This window comes from Peribacillus sp. B2I2, from assembly GCF_041261685.1.
Lineage (GTDB): Bacteria > Bacillota > Bacilli > Bacillales > DSM-1321 > Peribacillus.
Genome location: NZ_JBGCCB010000001.1, coordinates 3,551,969 through 3,571,610 on the forward strand (window position 1 = coordinate 3,551,969; position 19,642 = coordinate 3,571,610).

The 19,642-nt window shown below is 40.5% G+C and carries 22 protein-coding genes; 3 read left to right on the top strand and 19 right to left on the bottom strand.

Going from position 1 to position 19,642, the window contains the following annotated elements:
- Positions 1-12: 12 nt before the first annotated feature.
- From resA to ABIE66_RS17520, 12 genes are all read right to left on the bottom strand, one after another.
- A complete protein-coding gene (gene resA / locus ABIE66_RS17465; RefSeq protein WP_370015717.1) occupies positions 13-543 on the bottom strand; it encodes a thiol-disulfide oxidoreductase ResA in 531 nt (176 codons plus the stop codon).
- Between the two features lie 206 nt (positions 544-749).
- A complete protein-coding gene (gene rluB, locus ABIE66_RS17470) occupies positions 750-1,490 on the bottom strand; it encodes a 23S rRNA pseudouridine(2605) synthase RluB (protein ID WP_289315789.1) in 741 nt (246 codons plus the stop codon).
- Between the two features lie 315 nt (positions 1,491-1,805).
- The gene (locus ABIE66_RS17475) at positions 1,806-2,333 is read right to left on the bottom strand and encodes a spore maturation protein (RefSeq protein ID WP_370017073.1); all 528 of its coding nucleotides are present in this window, start codon (positions 2,331-2,333) and stop codon (positions 1,806-1,808) included.
- A gap of 13 nt (positions 2,334-2,346) precedes the next feature.
- On the bottom strand, positions 2,347-2,940 hold the full coding sequence (locus tag ABIE66_RS17480) for a nucleoside recognition domain-containing protein (RefSeq protein ID WP_289315787.1): 594 nt from the start codon (positions 2,938-2,940) through the stop codon (positions 2,347-2,349).
- On the bottom strand, positions 2,933-4,093 hold the full coding sequence (locus ABIE66_RS17485; protein ID WP_370015718.1) for a D-alanyl-D-alanine carboxypeptidase family protein: 1,161 nt from the start codon (positions 4,091-4,093) through the stop codon (positions 2,933-2,935). The genes ABIE66_RS17480 and ABIE66_RS17485 overlap by 8 nt, the downstream gene beginning before the upstream one ends.
- 163 nt (positions 4,094-4,256) lie before the next feature.
- Positions 4,257-5,903, bottom strand: a complete 1,647-nt coding sequence (locus tag ABIE66_RS17490; protein ID WP_289315785.1) for an FAD-dependent oxidoreductase — start codon at positions 5,901-5,903, stop codon at positions 4,257-4,259.
- A gap of 177 nt (positions 5,904-6,080) precedes the next feature.
- The gene (gene ahpC / locus ABIE66_RS17495; RefSeq protein WP_370015719.1) at positions 6,081-6,644 is read right to left on the bottom strand and encodes an alkyl hydroperoxide reductase subunit C; all 564 of its coding nucleotides are present in this window, start codon (positions 6,642-6,644) and stop codon (positions 6,081-6,083) included.
- 443 nt (positions 6,645-7,087) lie between these two features.
- Positions 7,088-7,963 (bottom strand): superoxide dismutase, encoded by an 876-nt coding sequence (locus ABIE66_RS17500; RefSeq protein ID WP_370015720.1) that lies wholly within the window; start codon positions 7,961-7,963, stop codon positions 7,088-7,090.
- A 119-nt stretch (positions 7,964-8,082) separates the two neighbouring features.
- Positions 8,083-8,571, bottom strand: a complete 489-nt coding sequence (locus ABIE66_RS17505; RefSeq protein WP_289315783.1) for a YpuI family protein — start codon at positions 8,569-8,571, stop codon at positions 8,083-8,085.
- A gap of 22 nt (positions 8,572-8,593) precedes the next feature.
- Positions 8,594-9,010, bottom strand: a complete 417-nt coding sequence (locus ABIE66_RS17510) for a hypothetical protein (protein WP_289325646.1) — start codon at positions 9,008-9,010, stop codon at positions 8,594-8,596.
- 55 nt (positions 9,011-9,065) lie between these two features.
- Positions 9,066-9,647 carry an SMC-Scp complex subunit ScpB gene (gene scpB, locus ABIE66_RS17515; protein ID WP_289315781.1) on the bottom strand — a complete coding sequence of 194 codons (582 nt, stop codon included), beginning with the start codon at positions 9,645-9,647 and terminating at the stop codon, positions 9,066-9,068.
- Complete coding sequence (locus ABIE66_RS17520; RefSeq protein WP_289315780.1) at positions 9,634-10,401, bottom strand: segregation/condensation protein A; 768 nt, start codon at positions 10,399-10,401, stop codon at positions 9,634-9,636. The genes scpB and ABIE66_RS17520 overlap by 14 nt, the downstream gene beginning before the upstream one ends.
- Positions 10,402-10,619: 218 nt before the next feature.
- Here ABIE66_RS17520 and ABIE66_RS17525 point away from each other — a divergent pair, with 218 nt between their 5' ends.
- Together ABIE66_RS17525 and ABIE66_RS17530 are read left to right on the top strand one after the other, a co-directional pair.
- Positions 10,620-10,712, top strand: coding sequence for a YjcZ family sporulation protein (locus ABIE66_RS17525; RefSeq protein WP_072273196.1), 93 nt, complete (start codon positions 10,620-10,622; stop codon positions 10,710-10,712).
- A gap of 163 nt (positions 10,713-10,875) precedes the next feature.
- On the top strand, positions 10,876-11,412 hold the full coding sequence (locus tag ABIE66_RS17530) for a DUF309 domain-containing protein (protein ID WP_370015723.1): 537 nt from the start codon (positions 10,876-10,878) through the stop codon (positions 11,410-11,412).
- Between the two features lie 27 nt (positions 11,413-11,439).
- Here the strand turns inward: ABIE66_RS17530 and ABIE66_RS17535 are convergent, their stop codons facing one another.
- The gene (locus ABIE66_RS17535) at positions 11,440-11,784 is read right to left on the bottom strand and encodes a GNAT family N-acetyltransferase (RefSeq protein WP_289315778.1); all 345 of its coding nucleotides are present in this window, start codon (positions 11,782-11,784) and stop codon (positions 11,440-11,442) included.
- A 590-nt stretch (positions 11,785-12,374) separates the two neighbouring features.
- Between ABIE66_RS17535 and ABIE66_RS17540 the strand changes: the two genes are divergently transcribed.
- Positions 12,375-13,235, top strand: a complete 861-nt coding sequence (locus tag ABIE66_RS17540; protein WP_370017074.1) for a DUF1002 domain-containing protein — start codon at positions 12,375-12,377, stop codon at positions 13,233-13,235.
- Between the two features lie 37 nt (positions 13,236-13,272).
- Here the strand turns inward: ABIE66_RS17540 and lysA are convergent, their stop codons facing one another.
- The 6 genes from lysA to ABIE66_RS17570 all read right to left on the bottom strand — a co-directional run bounded on the left by lysA (position 13,273) and on the right by ABIE66_RS17570 (position 19,453).
- Positions 13,273-14,601 (bottom strand): diaminopimelate decarboxylase, encoded by a 1,329-nt coding sequence (gene lysA / locus ABIE66_RS17545; protein ID WP_370015725.1) that lies wholly within the window; start codon positions 14,599-14,601, stop codon positions 13,273-13,275.
- Positions 14,602-14,881: 280 nt separating this feature from the next.
- On the bottom strand, positions 14,882-16,375 hold the full coding sequence (locus ABIE66_RS17550; RefSeq protein WP_370015726.1) for a spore germination protein: 1,494 nt from the start codon (positions 16,373-16,375) through the stop codon (positions 14,882-14,884).
- On the bottom strand, positions 16,353-16,934 hold the full coding sequence (gene spoVAEA, locus ABIE66_RS17555) for a stage V sporulation protein SpoVABEA (protein ID WP_098370826.1): 582 nt from the start codon (positions 16,932-16,934) through the stop codon (positions 16,353-16,355). Before spoVAEA ends, ABIE66_RS17550 begins: the two co-directional genes overlap by 23 nt.
- A 43-nt stretch (positions 16,935-16,977) precedes the next feature.
- The gene (locus tag ABIE66_RS17560; RefSeq protein WP_289318341.1) at positions 16,978-17,400 is read right to left on the bottom strand and encodes a stage V sporulation protein AB; all 423 of its coding nucleotides are present in this window, start codon (positions 17,398-17,400) and stop codon (positions 16,978-16,980) included.
- Positions 17,390-18,013 carry a stage V sporulation protein AA gene (locus tag ABIE66_RS17565; protein ID WP_353957662.1) on the bottom strand — a complete coding sequence of 208 codons (624 nt, stop codon included), beginning with the start codon at positions 18,011-18,013 and terminating at the stop codon, positions 17,390-17,392. Before ABIE66_RS17565 ends, ABIE66_RS17560 begins: the two co-directional genes overlap by 11 nt.
- Positions 18,014-18,163: 150 nt before the next feature.
- Positions 18,164-19,453: an NCS2 family permease gene (locus ABIE66_RS17570; protein WP_370017075.1), complete on the bottom strand. Its 1,290-nt coding sequence runs from the start codon at positions 19,451-19,453 to the stop codon at positions 18,164-18,166.
- Positions 19,454-19,642 lie beyond the last annotated feature (189 nt).

The window sequence follows — 19,642 nt, forward strand, 5'->3', positions numbered from 1 at the left end:
AACTCCCCAATATTATGGTTTAATTCTCTCCATATGCTTTTGGATGCTCTCTTCTGTCAAAGCTCCGGTGATGATATCTATCACTTTCCCCTCTTTATCAACCAAAAAGGTGACTGGCAAAATATCCACGCGATAGGCATTTTCCACTTCCCTACCTTTATCGATCATGACAGGAAAGGTAAGATCATGCTTTGTGATGAAATTATTGACAGCATAGTCAGATTCCCCGACATTAACCGCTAATATCTCAACGCCCTGGTCTTTAAATTTCTTATATTGATTTTCCATATAAGGCATTTCATATTCACACGGCTTACAATATGTACCCCAAAAGTTCAGGAAGACGCCTTTTCCCTTGTAATCGGAAAGTTTATGTTCTTTGCCTTCCATATCAGTCAAAACGAAATTGGGTGCATCGGATCGTTTACTCAGACTTTCATTCTTATCTTTAGTGAAGTTCGTATAAAGGGCAAACACTAAAGCTGCACCTAGAAGCAGGAGAATGATGGTCCTGATAATTAGGCGTCGCTTCTTTTTATCCATAGAAATCCTCCTAAGGCCACACTAATTTAACCATACCATTATACCATTTAACACCATGTCCATTTTATTTACATTTCTGAAGGTTTTGTGACATCTTTTCCCGATTCATGAAGGAAAGGTATTTACAGGTTGTTTTCCACCACCCAATCCTCCAGGGGAAAAATGGGGTAGTGGTTTCAACCTATTAATACAGGAAAAATTCTTTCTTACATTCTCCGCTGTTTTGGTTCGGTCGTTGCTAAAGTCCGCATTAATTTAACTTCATGTGGAGTCAGCTCACGGGAATCTCCTGCTGTTAAACCGTCCAATGTCAAGAAACCATATTGTTCCCTCTTCAATTTTATGACGGGATGGCCGATTGCTTCAAACATCCGGCGGACTTGCCTGTTCCGGCCTTCATGTATTGTGATTTCAACTATGGCCGTTTCCTTTTTTTTGTCGGTGGACAATACCCTAGTCTTGGCTGGGGCAGTCTTACCATCCTCCAATTTGATACCTTTATCCAACTTTTTCAAGCTTTCACGCAAAGGCATCCCTTTCACTTTTGCCACATACACTTTATCCACTTCATGCTTAGGATGCATTAACGTGTTTGCAAATTCTCCGTCATTGGTTAAAATCAACAAACCCGAAGTATCGTAATCCAAGCGGCCAACTGGATAAATCCGTTCATTGATGTAAGGGAAATAGTCCGTTACGACTTTTCTATTCTTATCATCAGAAACTGCCGAAATGACACCGCGCGGTTTATAGAATAGGAAATAAACAGGAGCTTCTTTTTCAAGCGGGACTTCATTAACCTGAACCTTATCATTAGGACCCACCTTCACACCTAATTCCTTCACTACTTTGCCGTTCACTTTTACCTTACCTTCTAAAATCAACTCTTCTGCTTTACGGCGGGAAGCCAGTCCAGCATGTGCTATCACCTTTTGTAATCGTTCCATCTATCTTCACCCCATAATATAATCATTCGTTTGTTATTGTCGATACATACACAATCATACAATTATTACATATAGAGAGGCAAAAACAAAAGGTTTTTCGCGATTAAGAGCTTTTCTTTTATAATTACATCAATAATGTGACGGTTAAATGGGTTGGTTTCCATAATGAGTGTAACATAGCTTATTTTTCCATACAAAAAAATGTTTCTTTAAGATGAATGTTCGAACCATATAAAAAATTGATAGCTATCCATAACGGGTTCGTTTAAGAAAAAGGCAAAAAAAAAAGAAATGGAATCGCCCATTTCCTTACCTTTAATTCATTCCAAATACTAATGTGACGACGATAACGGCGGCTATGATTCCGATCAAGTCTGCCAAAAGACCAACCTTAAGGGCATCACCCATTTTTTTGATTCCGACGGCTCCAAAATAAACCGTCAATACATAGAAGGTGGTGTCTGTACTTCCCTGAATCGTGGCAGCCAAGCGCCCGACAAAGGAATCCGGTCCATAAACCGATATCAGGTCGCTGGTCATTCCTAATGCGGCTGTTCCTGATATTGGCCGGATAATCGCAAGGGGTAAAACCTCAGACGGAAAATGAAGAAGGGAAAGCAATGGGTTTAGTGATTGTACAATGAAATCCAAGGCGCCTGATGCCCTAAATACTGAAATCGCCACAAGCATGCCTACCAGGAAAGGGATAAGGGAAAAGGACATGTTGATCCCTTCTTTCCCCCCCTCGACGAACATCTCATAGGTGGGGACTCTTTTCAATGTGCCGTACAGTAATATACTGAGGATCAAAATCGGTATCATCCAAATTGAAATGGTGGTCATCCAGTGCAACATCCTATTCCCTCCCGCTCCTCTTTCTCCTGTAATAAAAATATCGATCTATCGCGATTCCTCCAACGGCAGAAATGGCCGTAGCTATTATGGTTGGAAAAACGATGTCCGTCGGGGATTGGGCATCGTAATTCATGCGAATCGCAATGACAGTCGTTGGAATCAACGTTACGCTTGAGGTATTGATCGCTAAAAAAGTGACCATCGAGCGGCTGACCGTTGCTTTTCCTCCATTCAGTTTCTTTAGCTGCTCCATCGCTTTAATGCCAAGAGGTGTAGCTGCATTCCCCAAACCGAATGTGTTTGCCATCATATTCGAAAGTATATATCCCATAGCCGGATGATTTGGCGGCACTTCAGGGAACAGCCATCTCATGAATGGCCTGAACAAGCTGGATAGTTTATCAAGCAGTCCCGATTCCTCCGCTATTTTCATCAAACCCAGCCAAAAAACAAGAATGCTCATCAGTCCCAGACAAAGGGTGACCGCTTCCTTTGCGCTGACAAAAAGAGCTTCATTGACCTGATCCATCGTCCCATTAATCATGCCGAATACAATACCTATCACAAACATGCCAACCCAAATGTAATTAACCATTTCGTTCGAGTCCCAATACCGATTCAAATACCTCAGCCCATGAAGATTGGAATGATTGTTGCTTGAAGCTTTCTTTCGATTCCCCATAAAAAATTGAACGCGTTCCTATTTTCTTTCCATCGAGATAAATGGATGCTCTGCCGACCACTTCCGGGATTTCCCTTTTATCTTTCCAAACCTTCTGTGGCTTCAATAATTTCATTTTCACATTGACCAATTTTCTCTCTTCTTTTGTCAGTGGGTACGAGAAATCATTTTTAATGTAAACATGCCCTTTATACATTTTATTTTGCAAATTTTCTACCATGCCTTCGGGTAAAATTTCTGTAGGCTTATAATCCTTAAAAGCGGATTCGTACATTTGGATATGATCATTCCAATCATCGGGACCATTCAATGTCACAGCAATCAGGTCATGCTCGTTTTTTGTTGCCGTCGTCACCAAGGTACGTTTTGCTAGTTTGGTATACCCTGTTTTCCCGCCTGTGCAATACTCATATAATTGTGTAAGCAGGCGATTTTTGTTCTTCCATACATAATCCCATTGTTCTGTAGAATTATGCGCCCTGTGCTCCTTAGTGCCGGCAATCTTTGCATACGTTTCATTTTGCATGGCATAACGAGTAAGTATGGCCATATCATATGCGGTTGAATAATGGTTTTTCGTATTATCCAGACCATGTGGATTTGAAAAATGTGTATTTTTCATCCCGATTTCTTCTGCCTTTTGATTCATCATCCAGACGAATCCATCCAGGCTTCCACCAACCTTTTCACTGATTGCGACTGCTGCATCATTACCTGAGCGAAGCATCAAGCCATAAACCAAATCTTCGAGCTTAATCTTTTCTCCCACTTTTAAATAAAGGGAAGATCCCTCCGTCCCGAAGGCATTGCTGCTTACCTTAACTGTTTCATCCATTTGTCCCGATTCAATAGCCAAGATAGCCGTCATTATTTTGGTAATGCTTGCTATGCGATTCTTTTCATGAGCATTCACCTCATAAATGACCCTTCCGCTATCCTCATCCATTAAAATCGCGCTATGGGCACTTACAGCTACATTTGCATTGACGCTTTGTACAGGTGCCATAAAAGACAACAGGAGAATGACGATACACAAACTTGATAACCCTTTATATGGAAAACGCATGAGTGCCCCCTCGTCTCTTTACTTGTTTTTGTACAAGTTTATGCAAAAGGACAAGGGTTATGAATAAAAGAATGTAAACCGGCATGATATCTACTGATTTTCAAGGGTCATTTCCCATAAAAAAATCGATAGGAGGACATTCCCCTATCGACTTAGTGTTCTATCATACTAATAACGCTGCGATTTCATCAATTTTCTTAGCGCCGAATACCACTTCTTCATCATTGATGATCATGGCCGGCACGCTCATGACTTTATATTTCTTCTTAATTTCCTGGAAATTGCTTATATCGACCATTTCAGCTTCAACGTTAGGGTTTTCAATCGCAATACGCTGTGCGCCAACTACAACGTCTGGACAGTAGTGACATGCCAATGAAACCATAACCTTAATGTTCGCTTTTTTACTGATTCCCTTAATTGAATTCAATACGACTGAATCCAATGCTTGACCAGGTCCGGCTAGGTTATAGATAGCCAAAATGAAGGAATTCAACTCATGGCCGCCAGGTACACCGTGGTATTTGACGCCACTGTATTCACCATTCGAATTTAAGAGGGAAACGACAGGGAACTTATCTGCATTGATTTTTTCTTCGATTTCCTTATTTTCCCCCTTGTTGTATAACTCAAGATGAAGCTTGTCCCCCAATTCAGCAACATCCAACAAGAAGTCTCGCAATTCGACTGATTTCGGCAAACTTTCATCGACGATGGACACCAATGTTACGTCACTCTCCATCTTGCCGAAGATGCCCTTTAATTGGCCACGTAACGCATCACTTAATAAAGCGCTCTTTCCTGCTGGGACAGCGGCCTGTTCTTTTTTGGCCGGTTTTTCAACTTCAGGTTCATCTTTAATGCCTAAGCGATCTTTTTCTTCTGCAATATATTTACCGGCATCCGTTGCTGCAATCGCACCGTCAGATACAGCTGTGATAATCTGGCGCAAGGATTTTGGCCTTAGGTCGCCTGCCGCATATACACCATTCACATTAGTCTTCATATCATCATCAGTGAGAATGTAACCCGCATGATCCATTTCGATATGGCCATTGAAAATCTCTGTTTTCGGCTCATAACCTATGAAAACGAATACTCCAAACGTACTGTCTTCTTCCTTCGCCTTATACTCAAATTCTTCTTTAGTCGCGTTATTGATGAAACGGGCACTTTGAATCATCCCATCTCCATATACCCCTAGGATCTCCGTATTGAATTTCACTTCAATCTTATCATTTGCCATTACCTTATCAACAATGGACGGGGCACACGAGAAGCTTGATTCACGTGCGATAATTGTAACCTTTGTAGCAAAGCGGGTCAGGAATATAGCTTCTTCAGCGGCTGCATATCCTGCCCCGATAACGAAAACTTCCAACCCTTCAAAGAATTCGCCATCACATGTTGAACAATAAGCTACACCGCGACCAGTAAATTCCTCTTCACCTGGAAATCCTAGTGTTCTTGGAGAAGCACCCGTTGCAATGATGACCGCGCGGGAATGGTAGTCCCCACCAAGGGTTTTAACCACTTTTACCTCACCGGAGAAATCCACGCCCGTTACATCAGCTTTGGCAAACTCAACCCCAAAATCTTCATTTTGCAGCTTCATTTCTTCAACTAACCTTGGGCCCGATATATGGCGGATACCAGGATAATTGGCTATTTCCGATGTAGTTGCAGCTTGTCCGCCGCCAGTTCCTTTTTCAAGAATAATTGTCTTTAATTTAGCTCTTCCTGCATAAACGCCTGCTGAGAGGCCTGCAGGACCACCACCAATAATTAATAAATCATATATTTTTTTCATTTTGTTCTCCTTGCTGAATGATAATGTCTGCTAAACTGATTATTTTGACAAACAAAAGGCACTTATTTTAGGTAAGTGCCTTTTGTCATTAAATCTTGTCGGACGAATTGTCCCAGTAATCGTAATCAATTGCTGGATATACCCTTTAACTGAAGAAAGGAATCATCCCATTTAAAATTAAAGTTTACCTACAAGGTCCAGGCTTGGTTCAAGAGTAGCTTCACCTGGAGTCCATTTTGCAGGGCAAACTTTATCTCCGTGTTCTGCTACGAATTGTGCAGCTTGAACTTTTCTTACTAGTTCTTCTGCATTACGGCCAATCCCTAAGTCATTAATTTCGTATGCTTTAATTTGTCCTTCTGGATTTACAATGAAAGTTCCACGTAGAGCCAATCCATCTTCTTCAATCAATACACCGAATTGACGGGATAAAACGTTTGCTGGGTCAGCTAACATTGGATATTGAATTTTACCGATTGTATCAGTAGCATCAGCCCATCCTTTGTGGCTGAAATGAGTATCTGTTGATACTGAGTAAACTTCACAACCAATTTCCTTGAATGTTTCGTAGTTATCTTGAAGATCAGCTAATTCAGTTGGACATACGAATGAGAAGTCAGCTGGGTAGAAAAAGAATACTGCCCATTTTCCTTTAACATCTTCAAGTGTAAATTCTTTGAATTCTCCTGCATGGTAAGCTTGTACTTTAAAATCTTCTACTTGTTTATTGATCAATGACATAATAAATTCCTCCAATTAGCTATTTTTTTTATATGCTCCTGTTTATAATAATTATTAAATAGAAACTAGTCAATAAATATACCTTAATAATTTTTAAGTTCACAAATTAGTCACAGTTTTTATATTGATATAAATTAAATATTTTTAAAAACCCATAGTACTTCAAAATAGCATATTTAACACATTTCCGATGTTATTTCAAGGTTTAAAATAAGACGCATGCTCATTATTTCGAAAGATGATACCATCCCCTTTTCAATCAAATAAAAATATCCAAATGAGAATCAATAGTCGTTTGCAAATAAATGGGTAGGTGATTCTTTTATATCATTGCCATATTTTCCCTAGAAAATTCTTGATACAGGATTTCAGCAAAAAAAATACGAACCGTCACGGCTCGTATCTTCAAATTGGTTCCCCTAAACATTCCTGGATTTTATCAGTTATTGTTTTTTCCAAATCAGCTTCTTCGCTTCCGTGAACCTTACGGCCGTTTGCGGCCAGTTTACAACGTCCCACCATTTGTCCACATAGGCTGCCCGATTATTTTTATATTGTAGGTAATAAGCATGTTCCCATACATCAAGAACAAGGATTGGAATCGTATCCCACTGGGTCAAAACCATATGCAACTCCGATTGAAGTATTTCTAGCCGCCACGCACGTGGAGCCCAGACTAATATCGCCCAGCCAACACCTTCTACCTGTTTGGCCGCTTCACTAAAATGACTTTTAAAAGCTGCAAAGCTTCCAAAATCCTTTTCAATCTGTTTAAGTAAATCTCCCTTTGGCTGTCCGCCTCCTCCTGGAATCATCACTTCCCAAAAAAGCGTATGGAGATAATGGCCTGACCCATGAAAGGCTGCTTCCTTTTCCCAATGTTTCAACAAGGAGAAATCTTTCGTTTCCCTCGCTTTTTTCATCATCAATTCCGCTTTATTCAGCCCATCGACATATGCTTGATGATGCTTATCATGGTGCAGATGCATGATCTCCCTTGAAATCGTCGGTTCCAACGCATCATAGGCATAAGGTAACGGCGGAAGTGTATGCTTCCCAATCGGGACTGATTGCCTATCCTGTATATTGAATTCTCTAGCGAGTTCTTCAATTTCTTCATAGACCCGAGCCATCTCTTCTTCAATCAGGACCATATCCTCATAATCCATTTCTTCCTCATCCATATCTTTTGTCAACTGGGAAAGCCGTTCAATATTTGATAACACTGACGAATCGGTGATATCGATCTTCTCAAGATATTCCATGACTCCATCAACCCAATCACTTACCTCTTTAGCATAATCTCTAACATCAGACATCTTTCAACCTCCTCTTAACCCTCATGCACATAATCATCAAAGTATTCTATGTTTCGATTAAGCGGAGATTCCATTTATAAATAAAAAAACAGCTAGGCCTATTAAGCCTGGCTGTTTCCTTATCTTGACTGTAACATTTTCGTCCGGTAATCCGTTTCATAAAACTCCAATTCTTCACGCATGGTCTGGAATCCACTTTCCACGGCCTTCAGAATGGTTATTATGCTGTCTGGCACACTTTGGTGAAATTTAATCGAGTTTTTTCCTGTATAGGCAGATCTGCTGTCCTCAAACCACCGATCCGATTTTGGGGAAAAGTATTCTTCGATACATTGATGATAAACCCTATAAAGCGTCTTTTCAGCTGCAGCTTTATTAAAAACATCATTTTTAAGAACGATTTGGCAAGCCTCCAAGCCCTCTTCACAACTTACAAGCATTCTTCTTAAACTAGAAAGGATCCCTTTATAATAAGTTTCATCCCCGCTTTTTTCCTCTTGCAGCTTAGTATAGGTCGTCTCATTTATAAATTCCTCTAGCTGAGCCACTGTCGTTTCCAAAAAGCCTTTTACATCCTCAAGCTGAGATTTAACCAATGTATTCCCCAACCGTGAACCCTCCTCAAAATGATTAAGATTGAATATAATAGTCAACATGTGATTCTATATCATATGGTTTAGCTTGGTCAATAGATATAAACACTTTCTCCAATTTTTCAAAATCTATATTTTCAAAATAACCGGCTAGCTCTTTTTCTGCATTTATATATACACGTTTTCGGTTAACCAGGCTCGGGTCTTTGAGCAGACAGACCATTGCAATGATATCAGCCATATAAATATCTCTCTTAGAACTTTTGAATAGCGGATTGGCGGGATAAGGAGTCCAACGAGTGACCATCTCATCAAAATAACGAAGATACAGTACATTCAGCGTCTTTTCTTCTCCATCCTTTATGTATTCTATAACGGATCGGTTAAAAAATTCCTCCGGCGAATTTGGCTTTTCTTTTTCAAGGCCAAATCCATTGCATGCTACAATTTGCACCCGCAATCCCCCCGCATTCATTTTTTTCTATATTATCACAATTTAAAGAAAAATGTTATTCGATTGTTTGCTGAAATTTTTCAAAAAACAGATCTGCTTCACCATTTTCAAAGCTATCATCCGAATTATCGGCGAGCGGCGGTAATTCATCAATGGAATTCAGGCCGAAGTAATCCAAAAACTCTTTTGTTGTCCCATATAAATAAGCCCGGCCGGAACCTTCAGCACGTCCGACCTCTTTTATTAAGACTTTAGTGACAAGTGTATGGATGGGGCGGTCCGTTTTGACACCGCGAATTTCATCAATTTCAGCTCTGGTAATCGGCTGCTTATAGGCAATGATTGCGAGTGTTTCCAAAGCGGCCTGGGACAAACCTTGAGTGTTTGATGTTTCCACTAGTCTTTTCAAGTAATCCGAGTGTTCTTTTTTTGTCGTCATTTGATAAACACCCGCTATTTCGATCACCTGAATCCCGCGTACATCCGATAAATATTCTTCCTTTAAACTTTCAACGATGTCCGTTGCTTGATATTCCGTAATTTCAAGGACAGAGGCAATTTGTTTGACGGAGAGTCCTTCATCTCCTGCAGCAAACAATAATGCCTCAAGAATCCCTTTCCAATTAATAACTTCCAACTGGCTCTACACCTTCCTTAGCAGCAATCATGATTTCCGAAAAATTATCTTCCTGTTCAACAATGATTTCATTTAGTTTCATAAGTTCCAGCACCGCCATAAAAGTGACGACGATATGCTCTTTAACCGGAAGCGAAAACAGTTCAAAGAAACTTTTCTTCCCTTTAATTGATTGTAACTCAATCATGATTTCATCCATTCGTTTTTCTATCGAGATCTCTTGTTTCGTTACTTTCGTATAAAGCGGCTTTTGTATTTTTTGCCTTCGCAGCAGTTTTTGCAGAGCTCCCAACATATCGTATAGACTTATGTTCAACTCTTGTTTATCACTTTCCGCTTCTTTAACATATACAGATAAATCACTTGGGGGTTTAGTGAACATCAAGCTGCGTTCTTCTTCCATCCCTTTAAATTCTTCAGCTGCATACTTATACTTTTTATATTCTAATAGTTTCTCCACAAGCTCATCCCGTGGATCTTCTTCAAATATTTCCCCATCTTCATCAACCAATTGTTCATCTTCATGTTTTGGCAGCAACATTTTACTCTTGATGGCAAGCAGTGTTGCAGCCATCACCAGATATTCACTGGCCACATCCAATTCCAGGTGCTGCATCGTATGGATGTATCCAAGGTATTGATCTGTAATATCAGCCATCGGAATATCGTAGATGTCTATTTCCAGGCGATTAATCAAATGCAGGAGTAAATCCATCGGACCTTCGAAAGCGTCAATTTTTATATTATAACCCATTAAATTACCCCATTTAAATCTAATTGGCCGATAATAGGCCTATTTCTTTCACTAATCAAGTATAGTGGATTGCCGCCCTTTATCCAATAATAATAATTTCCAGACCTTAGAAAAGTTCTTAAAAGGGATTTGCGATAAATGGGTCGATGCCCAATCACATTCTAAAATCCAACATAACCTAGAAATGTAAGAATAGCAGAACAAAGGAGGTACTCATTATGGGTGCAGGTGGTTTTGGAAACGGCGGCGGATTCGCGTTTATCGTAGTATTGTTCATTTTATTAGTTATCGTCGGTGCTTCTTGGTGTTAATGGAAGACTGATGAATCAAGCTGATTGCCTTGCAATCGGCTTTCTTTATTTTCCAAGAAAAAATTCTATGCTAAACTTAGAGGGTATACATGGCGGGTGTTAAGCTATGGAAAAGGCTTTTTTCCTTACTTAGAGATTCCATCAAACAAAAGGGGTGCTCCTATTGAATTACGCGGAAGACTACCTTTCTTTCCTTGTCCATTTCCATGGGACAAGGGATTACTTCGAATGTCATGAAATTCTTGAAGAATATTGGAAGGAAACCGCTCCAAAAGAGCGTGACTCGCATTGGGTCGGGCTCATACAAATTGCAGTTGCCCTGTACCATGACCGCAGGGGAAACAAAAAAGGGGCTGCAAGGACCCTGGCTAAAGCCCTGGCAAATCTCCACACTAAAAAGGCCGAGCTCCTGAAGTTGGGGCTCGATCCAGAAGAACTGTTCAAAATGCTCGAGGACACACATGAACGAATGTTATCCCAAAAGCCATATGAAAGCATAAATCTTCCGATAGCGGATCAAGGGTTGATCGAACAATGCCAATCCATGTGTTTGCACGAAGGGTACATATGGGGCGCAGGTAGCAACATGGCTAATTCATCAATAGTTGATAAGCATCTAATGCGCGACCGCTCAGATGTCATTTCAGAAAGGGCTCGTCAGCTATCCCTTCGAAAAGCAAGAATGGAGGACCGCCCTTAAAGGTGGTCCTCCATTCAACTTTCATATTCAGACTTCTTCACACCTGTCAAGAAAGCTTTCCGTAAACTCATTTGCTTTTAATTCTTTGTCAGGATATTGCTCCTTGATGGCCCTGACCATCGTTTTACCGATACCTTGTTTCCGAAAGGATGGATTTACAGATATATGTTGTATCTCAATGTGGTTTGGAGAGACTTCTATTCCGATCAAGCCCGTAATCTCTTCATCTTTCCATAAGAACAGCTGTAGATTTTCATCCGTTTCATAATTCTTCATCGTATTCCGAAGCGTTTTTATTTCTTTTTCATTTGGCATGAAAGATAATAATCCCATGGCAAACTTCTCATAACTTTTCTTATACTTAATCAACATAATATCCCTCGTTACTAAATAACGTTTTTATTATCTACCTGTTTCAAATAATTCGCTTTGAATAATAATCCTCACATATAACATTTCCATCATACATAAAAACTTCGTTCGTTTCAACATCACTTTCAGCACTTGATTTATCGATGTACTATGTGCTAAGCGATAAACAGCCAATATACGATTCCCCACATCAAAGCGATAATAAGCATCATAAGTAAAAGAGTTTTATTACTTTTCCTCATCCCATACTCCCTTTATGAATGGTCCAAATATTTAAATAACGAATTCATTTTACTATAACTTAACACACTCTGACAAATATCCTTGCAATCTTGCTTCGATTTTACTACATTGGTAAAGTGATCTTAGGTTCATAGAGTGGTCTTAGGTATAAAATACAAGGATGCAATCACTTTTTCTCCGTTGAAAGAACCTTAGCTATCTTTGGCTATACAAATATTTTCCGGAAAATATGTATCTTTTTTATCCTTTGTTTCGTCAAATACTATGAATCTTTATTTAAAGCGCCGCCCTTTTATTGAAAGATTCTAATTCAGCAGGAAAAGTTAAGGAGGATTATCATGAAAAAAATGAATAAATGGGTCATTGTAACCATTTTATTATGTCTATTATTGCCATATAAAGCTTTTGCAGATGCAGCTGTTGGTGAAATGATCGTCACACTTGGGGAAAATTTGACAAATGAACAAAAAAATATGATTTTGTCAGAAATGAAAGCCCCTAATGATGTTGAGGTACTGACGGTTACAAATGCGGAGGAACATGAATACTTAGGAGACTATATCGCTAGCCGGCTGATCGGTACTAAAGCGATTTCATCCTCTGCGATTACTTTGGAGGAAAAAGGTACTGGACTTAAACTGGAATCGAAAAACATTAACTGGGTCTCAGATGAAATGTATATCAATGCACTGGCAACTGCTGGAGTAAAAGATGCTACCGTTTATGTCACCGCACCTATACCCGTTTCCGGTACAGCAGCTTTGACAGGGGTCATTAAAGCCTATGAGATCTCCTCCGACAAGAAGATTCCGGAAGATGTGAAACAGGCAGCGAATGAAGAAATGGTGAAAACAGCTAAATTGGGTGACGAAATCGGTACAGAGGAAGCCTCTGCACTAGTAACGAAAATAAAAGAGGAAATGGCTGAAAATCCACCAGCCAATACTGAAGAGGTCCGCGAGGTTGTCGAGTCTTCAGCAAAAGAACTTGGAATCGCCTTAAATGATGATCAAGTTCAAAGTCTAATTGATTTATTCAATAAGTTAAAAGAATTGAATATCGATTGGAACGCTGTCGGGGATCAGCTTACTGCAGCTAAAGATAAGCTATCCAATTTTCTTGAGTCCGAAGAGGGTCAATCATTCTTGGATAAATTGAAAGAAGTATTCAGTAGTTTAATAGACGCAATCAAATCATTTTTCAGCTGATTCAAATGAAAAAAGGATGGCCAATGCCATCCTTTTTTCATTTTTTATTGACGACCGCTGCTTCATGTAGGGCCAAATCCAAATGGATAAGATCTTCATACGTTTCGCGTTTGATGACCAATCGGGCTTCTCCATTTTCGGCAAAGACGACAGCCGGTCTCGGAATCCGATTGTAATTATTCGACATGGAATATCCATATGCCCCTGTACAAAAGACTGCCAAGACATCACCTCGTCCGGCTTTTGGCAATGGTAAGTCCCAAATTAACATATCACCGCTTTCGCAGCATTTCCCAGCAATGGACACCGTCTCTTCTACAGGATCAAGTGGCCGGTTTGCAAGAATGGCATCATATTTCGCTTCATAAAGAGCAGGACGTATATTATCACTCATGCCCCCATCAACGGCAATATATTTACGGACATTAGGCACTTCCTTTTCAGAACCGACCTTGTACAAGGTCACACCGGCGTCTCCGACTAATGAACGGCCAGGTTCGATCCAGATTTCAGGCATCATTAAATCAGAATCGGCAATCAGGTTCTGCACTTCCGTAACGATTTCTTCTACATATTGAGATGCCGGTAGCGGGTCGTCCTCTTGTGTATACCGAATTCCGAATCCCCCTCCGAGATTCAATACCTTTGGTTGAAACCCTATCGAGCCATGCCAGTCATTCAGCTTGCCGATAATTTTTTGGGCTGCAAGAAGGAAACCGGTCGTTTGAAAGATCTGGGAACCTATATGGCAGTGCAATCCCAGAACTTCCAGAAATTCACTTTTCAGTGCTTGTCGAAGGGCGCCTTCCGCCTGCCCGTTAATAAGATCAAAACCAAATTTCGAATCTTCTTGCCCTGTCAAGATGTAATCATGCGTATGGGCTTCGATACCTGGTGTTACACGAAGAAGGATTTTCATTTTTTGTTCACGGTTTGTACAAATTTCTTCCAACAGTGTCAACTCTGAAAAATTATCGACTACTATACAGCCAATGTCATAATCCAAAGCCATATGTAGCTCTTCTTCACTTTTGTTGTTTCCATGGAAGTGAATCCGTTCAGTTGGGAAATTTGCCTTAATTGCCGTATACAATTCCCCCGCTGAGACAACATCGAGAGAAAGTCCTTCTTGATCGGCCAACTGGATCATGGCAATCGAAGAAAAGGCCTTACTTGCGTAAGCAACTTGAGCAGAAATCCCCAATTCCTCAAAAGTTTTCTTGAACCCTCTTGCCCGTTCACGAATTAGCTCTACATCATAAACATATAATGGTGTACCAAATTGTTCGATCAGTTCGATCGTGTCCACTCCTCCGATCTCCAGATGTCCACGTTCATTGACACCACCGGTTCCGTACAAATGCATGATAGCCTCACCTTCCTGACTTAGATCTAAAGATTAATAAGAAATGAGGCAGCCCCAAATAAAGAAACCCTGCTGTAAGTGAGTAGGGTCCTCTATATGAACAAGCCTCATCCGTATCGATTATCCCATTTAATATTGTTCTCTATGACTGCTTAGTAGTTCGAAGGGAAAGACAGATTGGTTTAACTTCAAAGAGGCATAAACGCTCTATCTCTTTGTGAAGCCTTAACTTTACCGCTTTATCCGAATAAAATTAAATTACCATAACTTTTCGACAACATCAACCTTTAGATTTTCTCGGCTGCCTATATTTATCCTGGGGATGCACAATACTCGGACGCTCAGCAGTTCCTGGATAAGGTCTTCTTAATAGTATATGTGACAAACCCTTCGGCTGAAATGGGATAAGCGGCCATAAATAAGGTGTATTTAACGTTTTTATATTAGTAAGCATAATAATGTAGAGTGTGATGCCTATGATCAAGCCCGGCACTTTAAAGATAGCGACCAACACTATCAGTATTAAACGGGAAATTTTATTCGCAACCCCTAATTCTAAACTTGGAGTGACAAAAGTACCGATTGTCGCTACGGAAGCGTAGAGAACCACTTCAGGAACAAATAGTCCGACATCTATCGCTATCTGTCCAATCAAAACTGCCGCAACCAAGCCCATTGCCGTAGAAAGCGGGGACGGGGTATGTACGGCTGCCATCCTTAAAAATTCTATTCCTATATCGGAAATGAAGATTTGGACCACAATGGGTATATGCGTTTTTTCATTCGGCCCGATAAATTCCAACTTATCCGGTAAAAGAGAAGGATCTAAAGCAAACAATAACCAAATAGGCAGCAAGTATAATGAAACGAAAATCCCGAAAAAACGTACCCAGCGCACCAAGGTTCCAACTGCAGGCGCCTGCCGATACTCTTCAGCGTGTTGCATGTGATGGAAAAGAGTGGACGGGGTAATGATGACGCTCGGTGAAGTATCCACATAAATAAGGACATGCCCCTCAAGTAGATGTGTTGCCGCTACATCAGCCCGTTCCGTGTACCTGACAAGCGGATATGGGTTATATCTTTGCTTGACGATGAACTCTTCGATCGTCTTATCAGACATCGTTATGCCATCAACCTCAATGTTATTCAATTCCTTACGAACGATTTCTATTAAATCAGGATCGGCAATATCTTTAATGTAGCCGATGGAAATATCCGTTTTCGATCGTTCCCCTACATGCAACATTTCGAAACGTAATCTTTCATCCCGTATTCTCCGTCTGGTTATCGCAGTGTTAACGATGATATTCTCGACAAAACCATCTCTTGATCCACGGACGACTTTTTCCGTATCGGGTTCTACTGGCTGTCTCCCGGGATAACTCCTGACATCAACAACCAATCCTATTGGTTTACCATCAACAACAATGACTATTAAACCGGATAATACCTGATCAACAAGCTCATCCATCGTCTTTATTTCCTCAACGGATTGGTGTACGAGCAAGCCTTTGACTGCATCAAAAACTTTAGTAGTCAAGATTTCAGCATTTTTGTTATGAATAAGAGATTCGAGGATTTCCATGATGAACTCTGTATCCGTCAGCCCGTTTATATAGTAAAGATGCACATCTTTTCTAAGGACCTTTATCCTTCTTACCCCTAAGTCGAAGCTGACGCCCAGACCTACTTTCTCTTTCATGTATGCGTCAACTTCCGCTACCCTATCCGGAATCGGTTTCATGTTTTCAGGTTTTTCTGAAGTCATCATGTCCACTCCTTTCCAATATGATTTCCACCGCTAGCTTCGTTATCGGTGCTCCTCTTTTAAAATCGTCCTGATGGGACATTTTTCCGATATCCCCTATCCCCACTACTATGGGAACATGCAATTGATCGATGCAATACACCGTGTCTCCTGTAATCTTACCCAGTTCGAATTCCTCAGCGCCGTATTTATCAACCCCGTTCGGTGTCAAATTACCATCACGGTCAATACAGATATCCACCTTGGTCCATTCTTCCCTTCTAGTCTTTGAAGCGACCGCTATCACTCCAAGGACATTAATATCAGGGTGACCGGCAACTACCTTCATTGCCTGTTCGCCGGATCCTTCACCGATAAAACCGCTATCATCAAACATGACCAATACTGGATCATACTTCGCCTTTTTTATTAATTCAACTAACTCCAAGCCCGTATATCGTGATGGATTACCCTGGGACATGGAGATACATCTTCCCCCAATTTCCTTGGCTACATGCTCGACAGCCCGTTTCGCATACTCATCTCCATCCGTAATCAATATCACTTTTCGTTTGGTCACCATCTTGGGCCTACCTTTCATCATCAGGAATAGTTACCTCATAAACTTATAAATCGACAAAATAAATCCATTGGAATAATGATCCCGCTATTTTCCCCAAAACGAGTGCCATTAACAGATAAATGATTTTCTCTTGAATGCCGATTCGCTTGGACAGAACCGGAAATACATTCAGGACTTCAGTTAAGGCAGCAGCAAGCATCCCATTAAAGATCCCGTCAGCCAGGCCGATCGGAATCAATAAAAATTGTGGGAGGGAAAATTCCGTACCCTGTAACCCTAGCCAAGTTCCTGCGACAACCCCGGCAATGATAGCTCCTTCGTAGTAATGTATCATTTTCATTGTTTTTGTCAGCTGAGTCAGCCTCGGTATCACCCCAAGTACAGTTAAAAACGCTACAAAACCGGCACCTGTCGCAAAACCTCCGGCTAAACCAACAAAGATTCCGAAGATAACTTTACCTGTCATCAAGATGGCGCACGTTCTCCTTATTTTCATTCATGATTACATAACGGTCCAAATCCTGCTGATAGTTGAACATTTCAACCTCGAGCGGACTAGGTTCCTCATTGAAGCGTTTTTTAAAAAAGTGATTAAAAAATAAAATCATGCCCATGCCAAGTCCGAAGCTATATGGGATTTGGATCAATAACGGCTTTTCTTCCACTTTTCCCGTTATTAAAGTAAAGATTTTTTGATGCACTTCCCCCATGCTGACATCCACATGGAAGTTCATGATGGTCATCCCACCGCCGACAAACAACAAGAACCAGACTAAGGCGAAAGTCAAAACTGACATTTTCTTTTTCGAAAGGATGATTTCGATGATCGTTTGGGAGGGTCCGAACGTCTCCACCTCAATGGTCGTATCCACCTTACGAATGGCCATGATAACTTGAGCCAAATCAATGACAATAATATTCCTATCTTCCTTCTTGACCGTTAATAATATGATTTCTTCAATTTTTCGAATCACTTCTTCAGGTCCGATTATCCTTGCAATGTCTTTTATCCTCACCGTTTGATTTCCCTTTACTTGTACACGGTTCCTCATCCTAATATATACAACTGCCACTATCATCACATCCCGACCTTTTATTTCCTTATGCTAGTAGTATGGATTTGAAACAGTTTGAAAATGCAGGAAGTGAACCATGTCCAAATATTACTAATTGAAAACAAAAAAGACATGCTGCAATGACAGCATGTCTTTTTGATTTACATTCATAAATTAATGAGTGGGGAAGAAAATCAGCTGAATCAAAAATATCAATCCAAAAATATAAATGAGCGGATGTACCGATTTTCCTTTTCCACTGAATACCTTCATAAGGGGATAAGTAATGAACCCGATTGCAATCCCTGTAGATATGCTTGAAGTAAGCGGCATCGTTAAAATGATCGCAAATGCCGGAAATGCTTCATCGAAAATTTTCCAATTGACTTTAGCCAAGCCTTCCATCATGAAACATCCTACGATGATCAAAACGGGGGCTGTAATTGCTTGAACTGAAGAAATGGCCGATATTAATGGAGAAAAGAAAATCGATGCAGCGAACAGGATCGCCACAACAGTAGCAGTTAACCCGGTACGTCCGCCTGCGGCGACTCCAGTACTCGATTCAACGTAAGCCGTTGAGGGACTTGTTCCAAACATCGAGCCGACTATCGTCGCTATCGCATCACCTAAAAATGCTTTCTTGGCGCGTGGGATTTTCCCATCCTTCGTTAGTCCTGCCTGTTCCGTGACACCAATCAAGGTACCTGTCGTATCAAAGATCGTCACAAGTAAAAAGGCGAAAACGATTGAATATAAAGAATGCGTGAAGACCCCGGCAATATCGATATCGAAAAATACCGGTGTTGGAGGTACAGATACGACTCCATCAAAGTTGAGCAAACCGATAAAGTAGCCAATGACTGCCGTGATAATCATACCAATAAAAATTGCCCCTTTAATATTACGGGCCATAAAAATCAAGGTAATGAATAAGCCCGCTAACGCTAAAACGGTTCCTGGCTGATGCAAATCGCCTAGCGTCACCATCGTTGATTCATTAGACACCACGATTCCAGCGTTCTTCAATCCGATAAATGCAATGAATAAACCGATTCCGGATGTGATGCCATATTTTAATGAGTTAGGAATCGCATCAATTATCATTTTACGCAAGCTCGTTACGCTAATTAATAGAAATAGCAAACCAGCAATGAAAACCGTACCGAATACAGTCTGATATGAGAGGCCCTGTGCCCCCACAACGCTGGCAAAATAAGCATTCAAACCCATCCCTGGTGCTATCGCAATCGGGTATTTTGCTACCAGCCCCATGATAAGGGTCCCAATTACCGCTGATATGACCGTTGCCATGAAAACTTGTTCAAATGGAATTCCGATAGAAGACAATAATGCCGGATTCACAATAAGGATATAAACCATTGTTAAAAATGTCGTAACACCCGCCATGACTTCTGTACGGACATCCGTCCCATTTTCTTTCAGGGAAAAAAACTTTTCCATAAACATATTTTAGACCTCCAGATCTAAAGGAAACACCGACAACCGTTTGCACGCAAAGACAAGGTGTCCTAAAATTGTACTGCATCGACGCTTTTCCTGATTGATTTTTCGTTTAAAACAAGATGAAAAACGAATGAAAAACGCGACCTTTACTATATTATTCGTTTTTAATTTTAAATTCAACTAAAA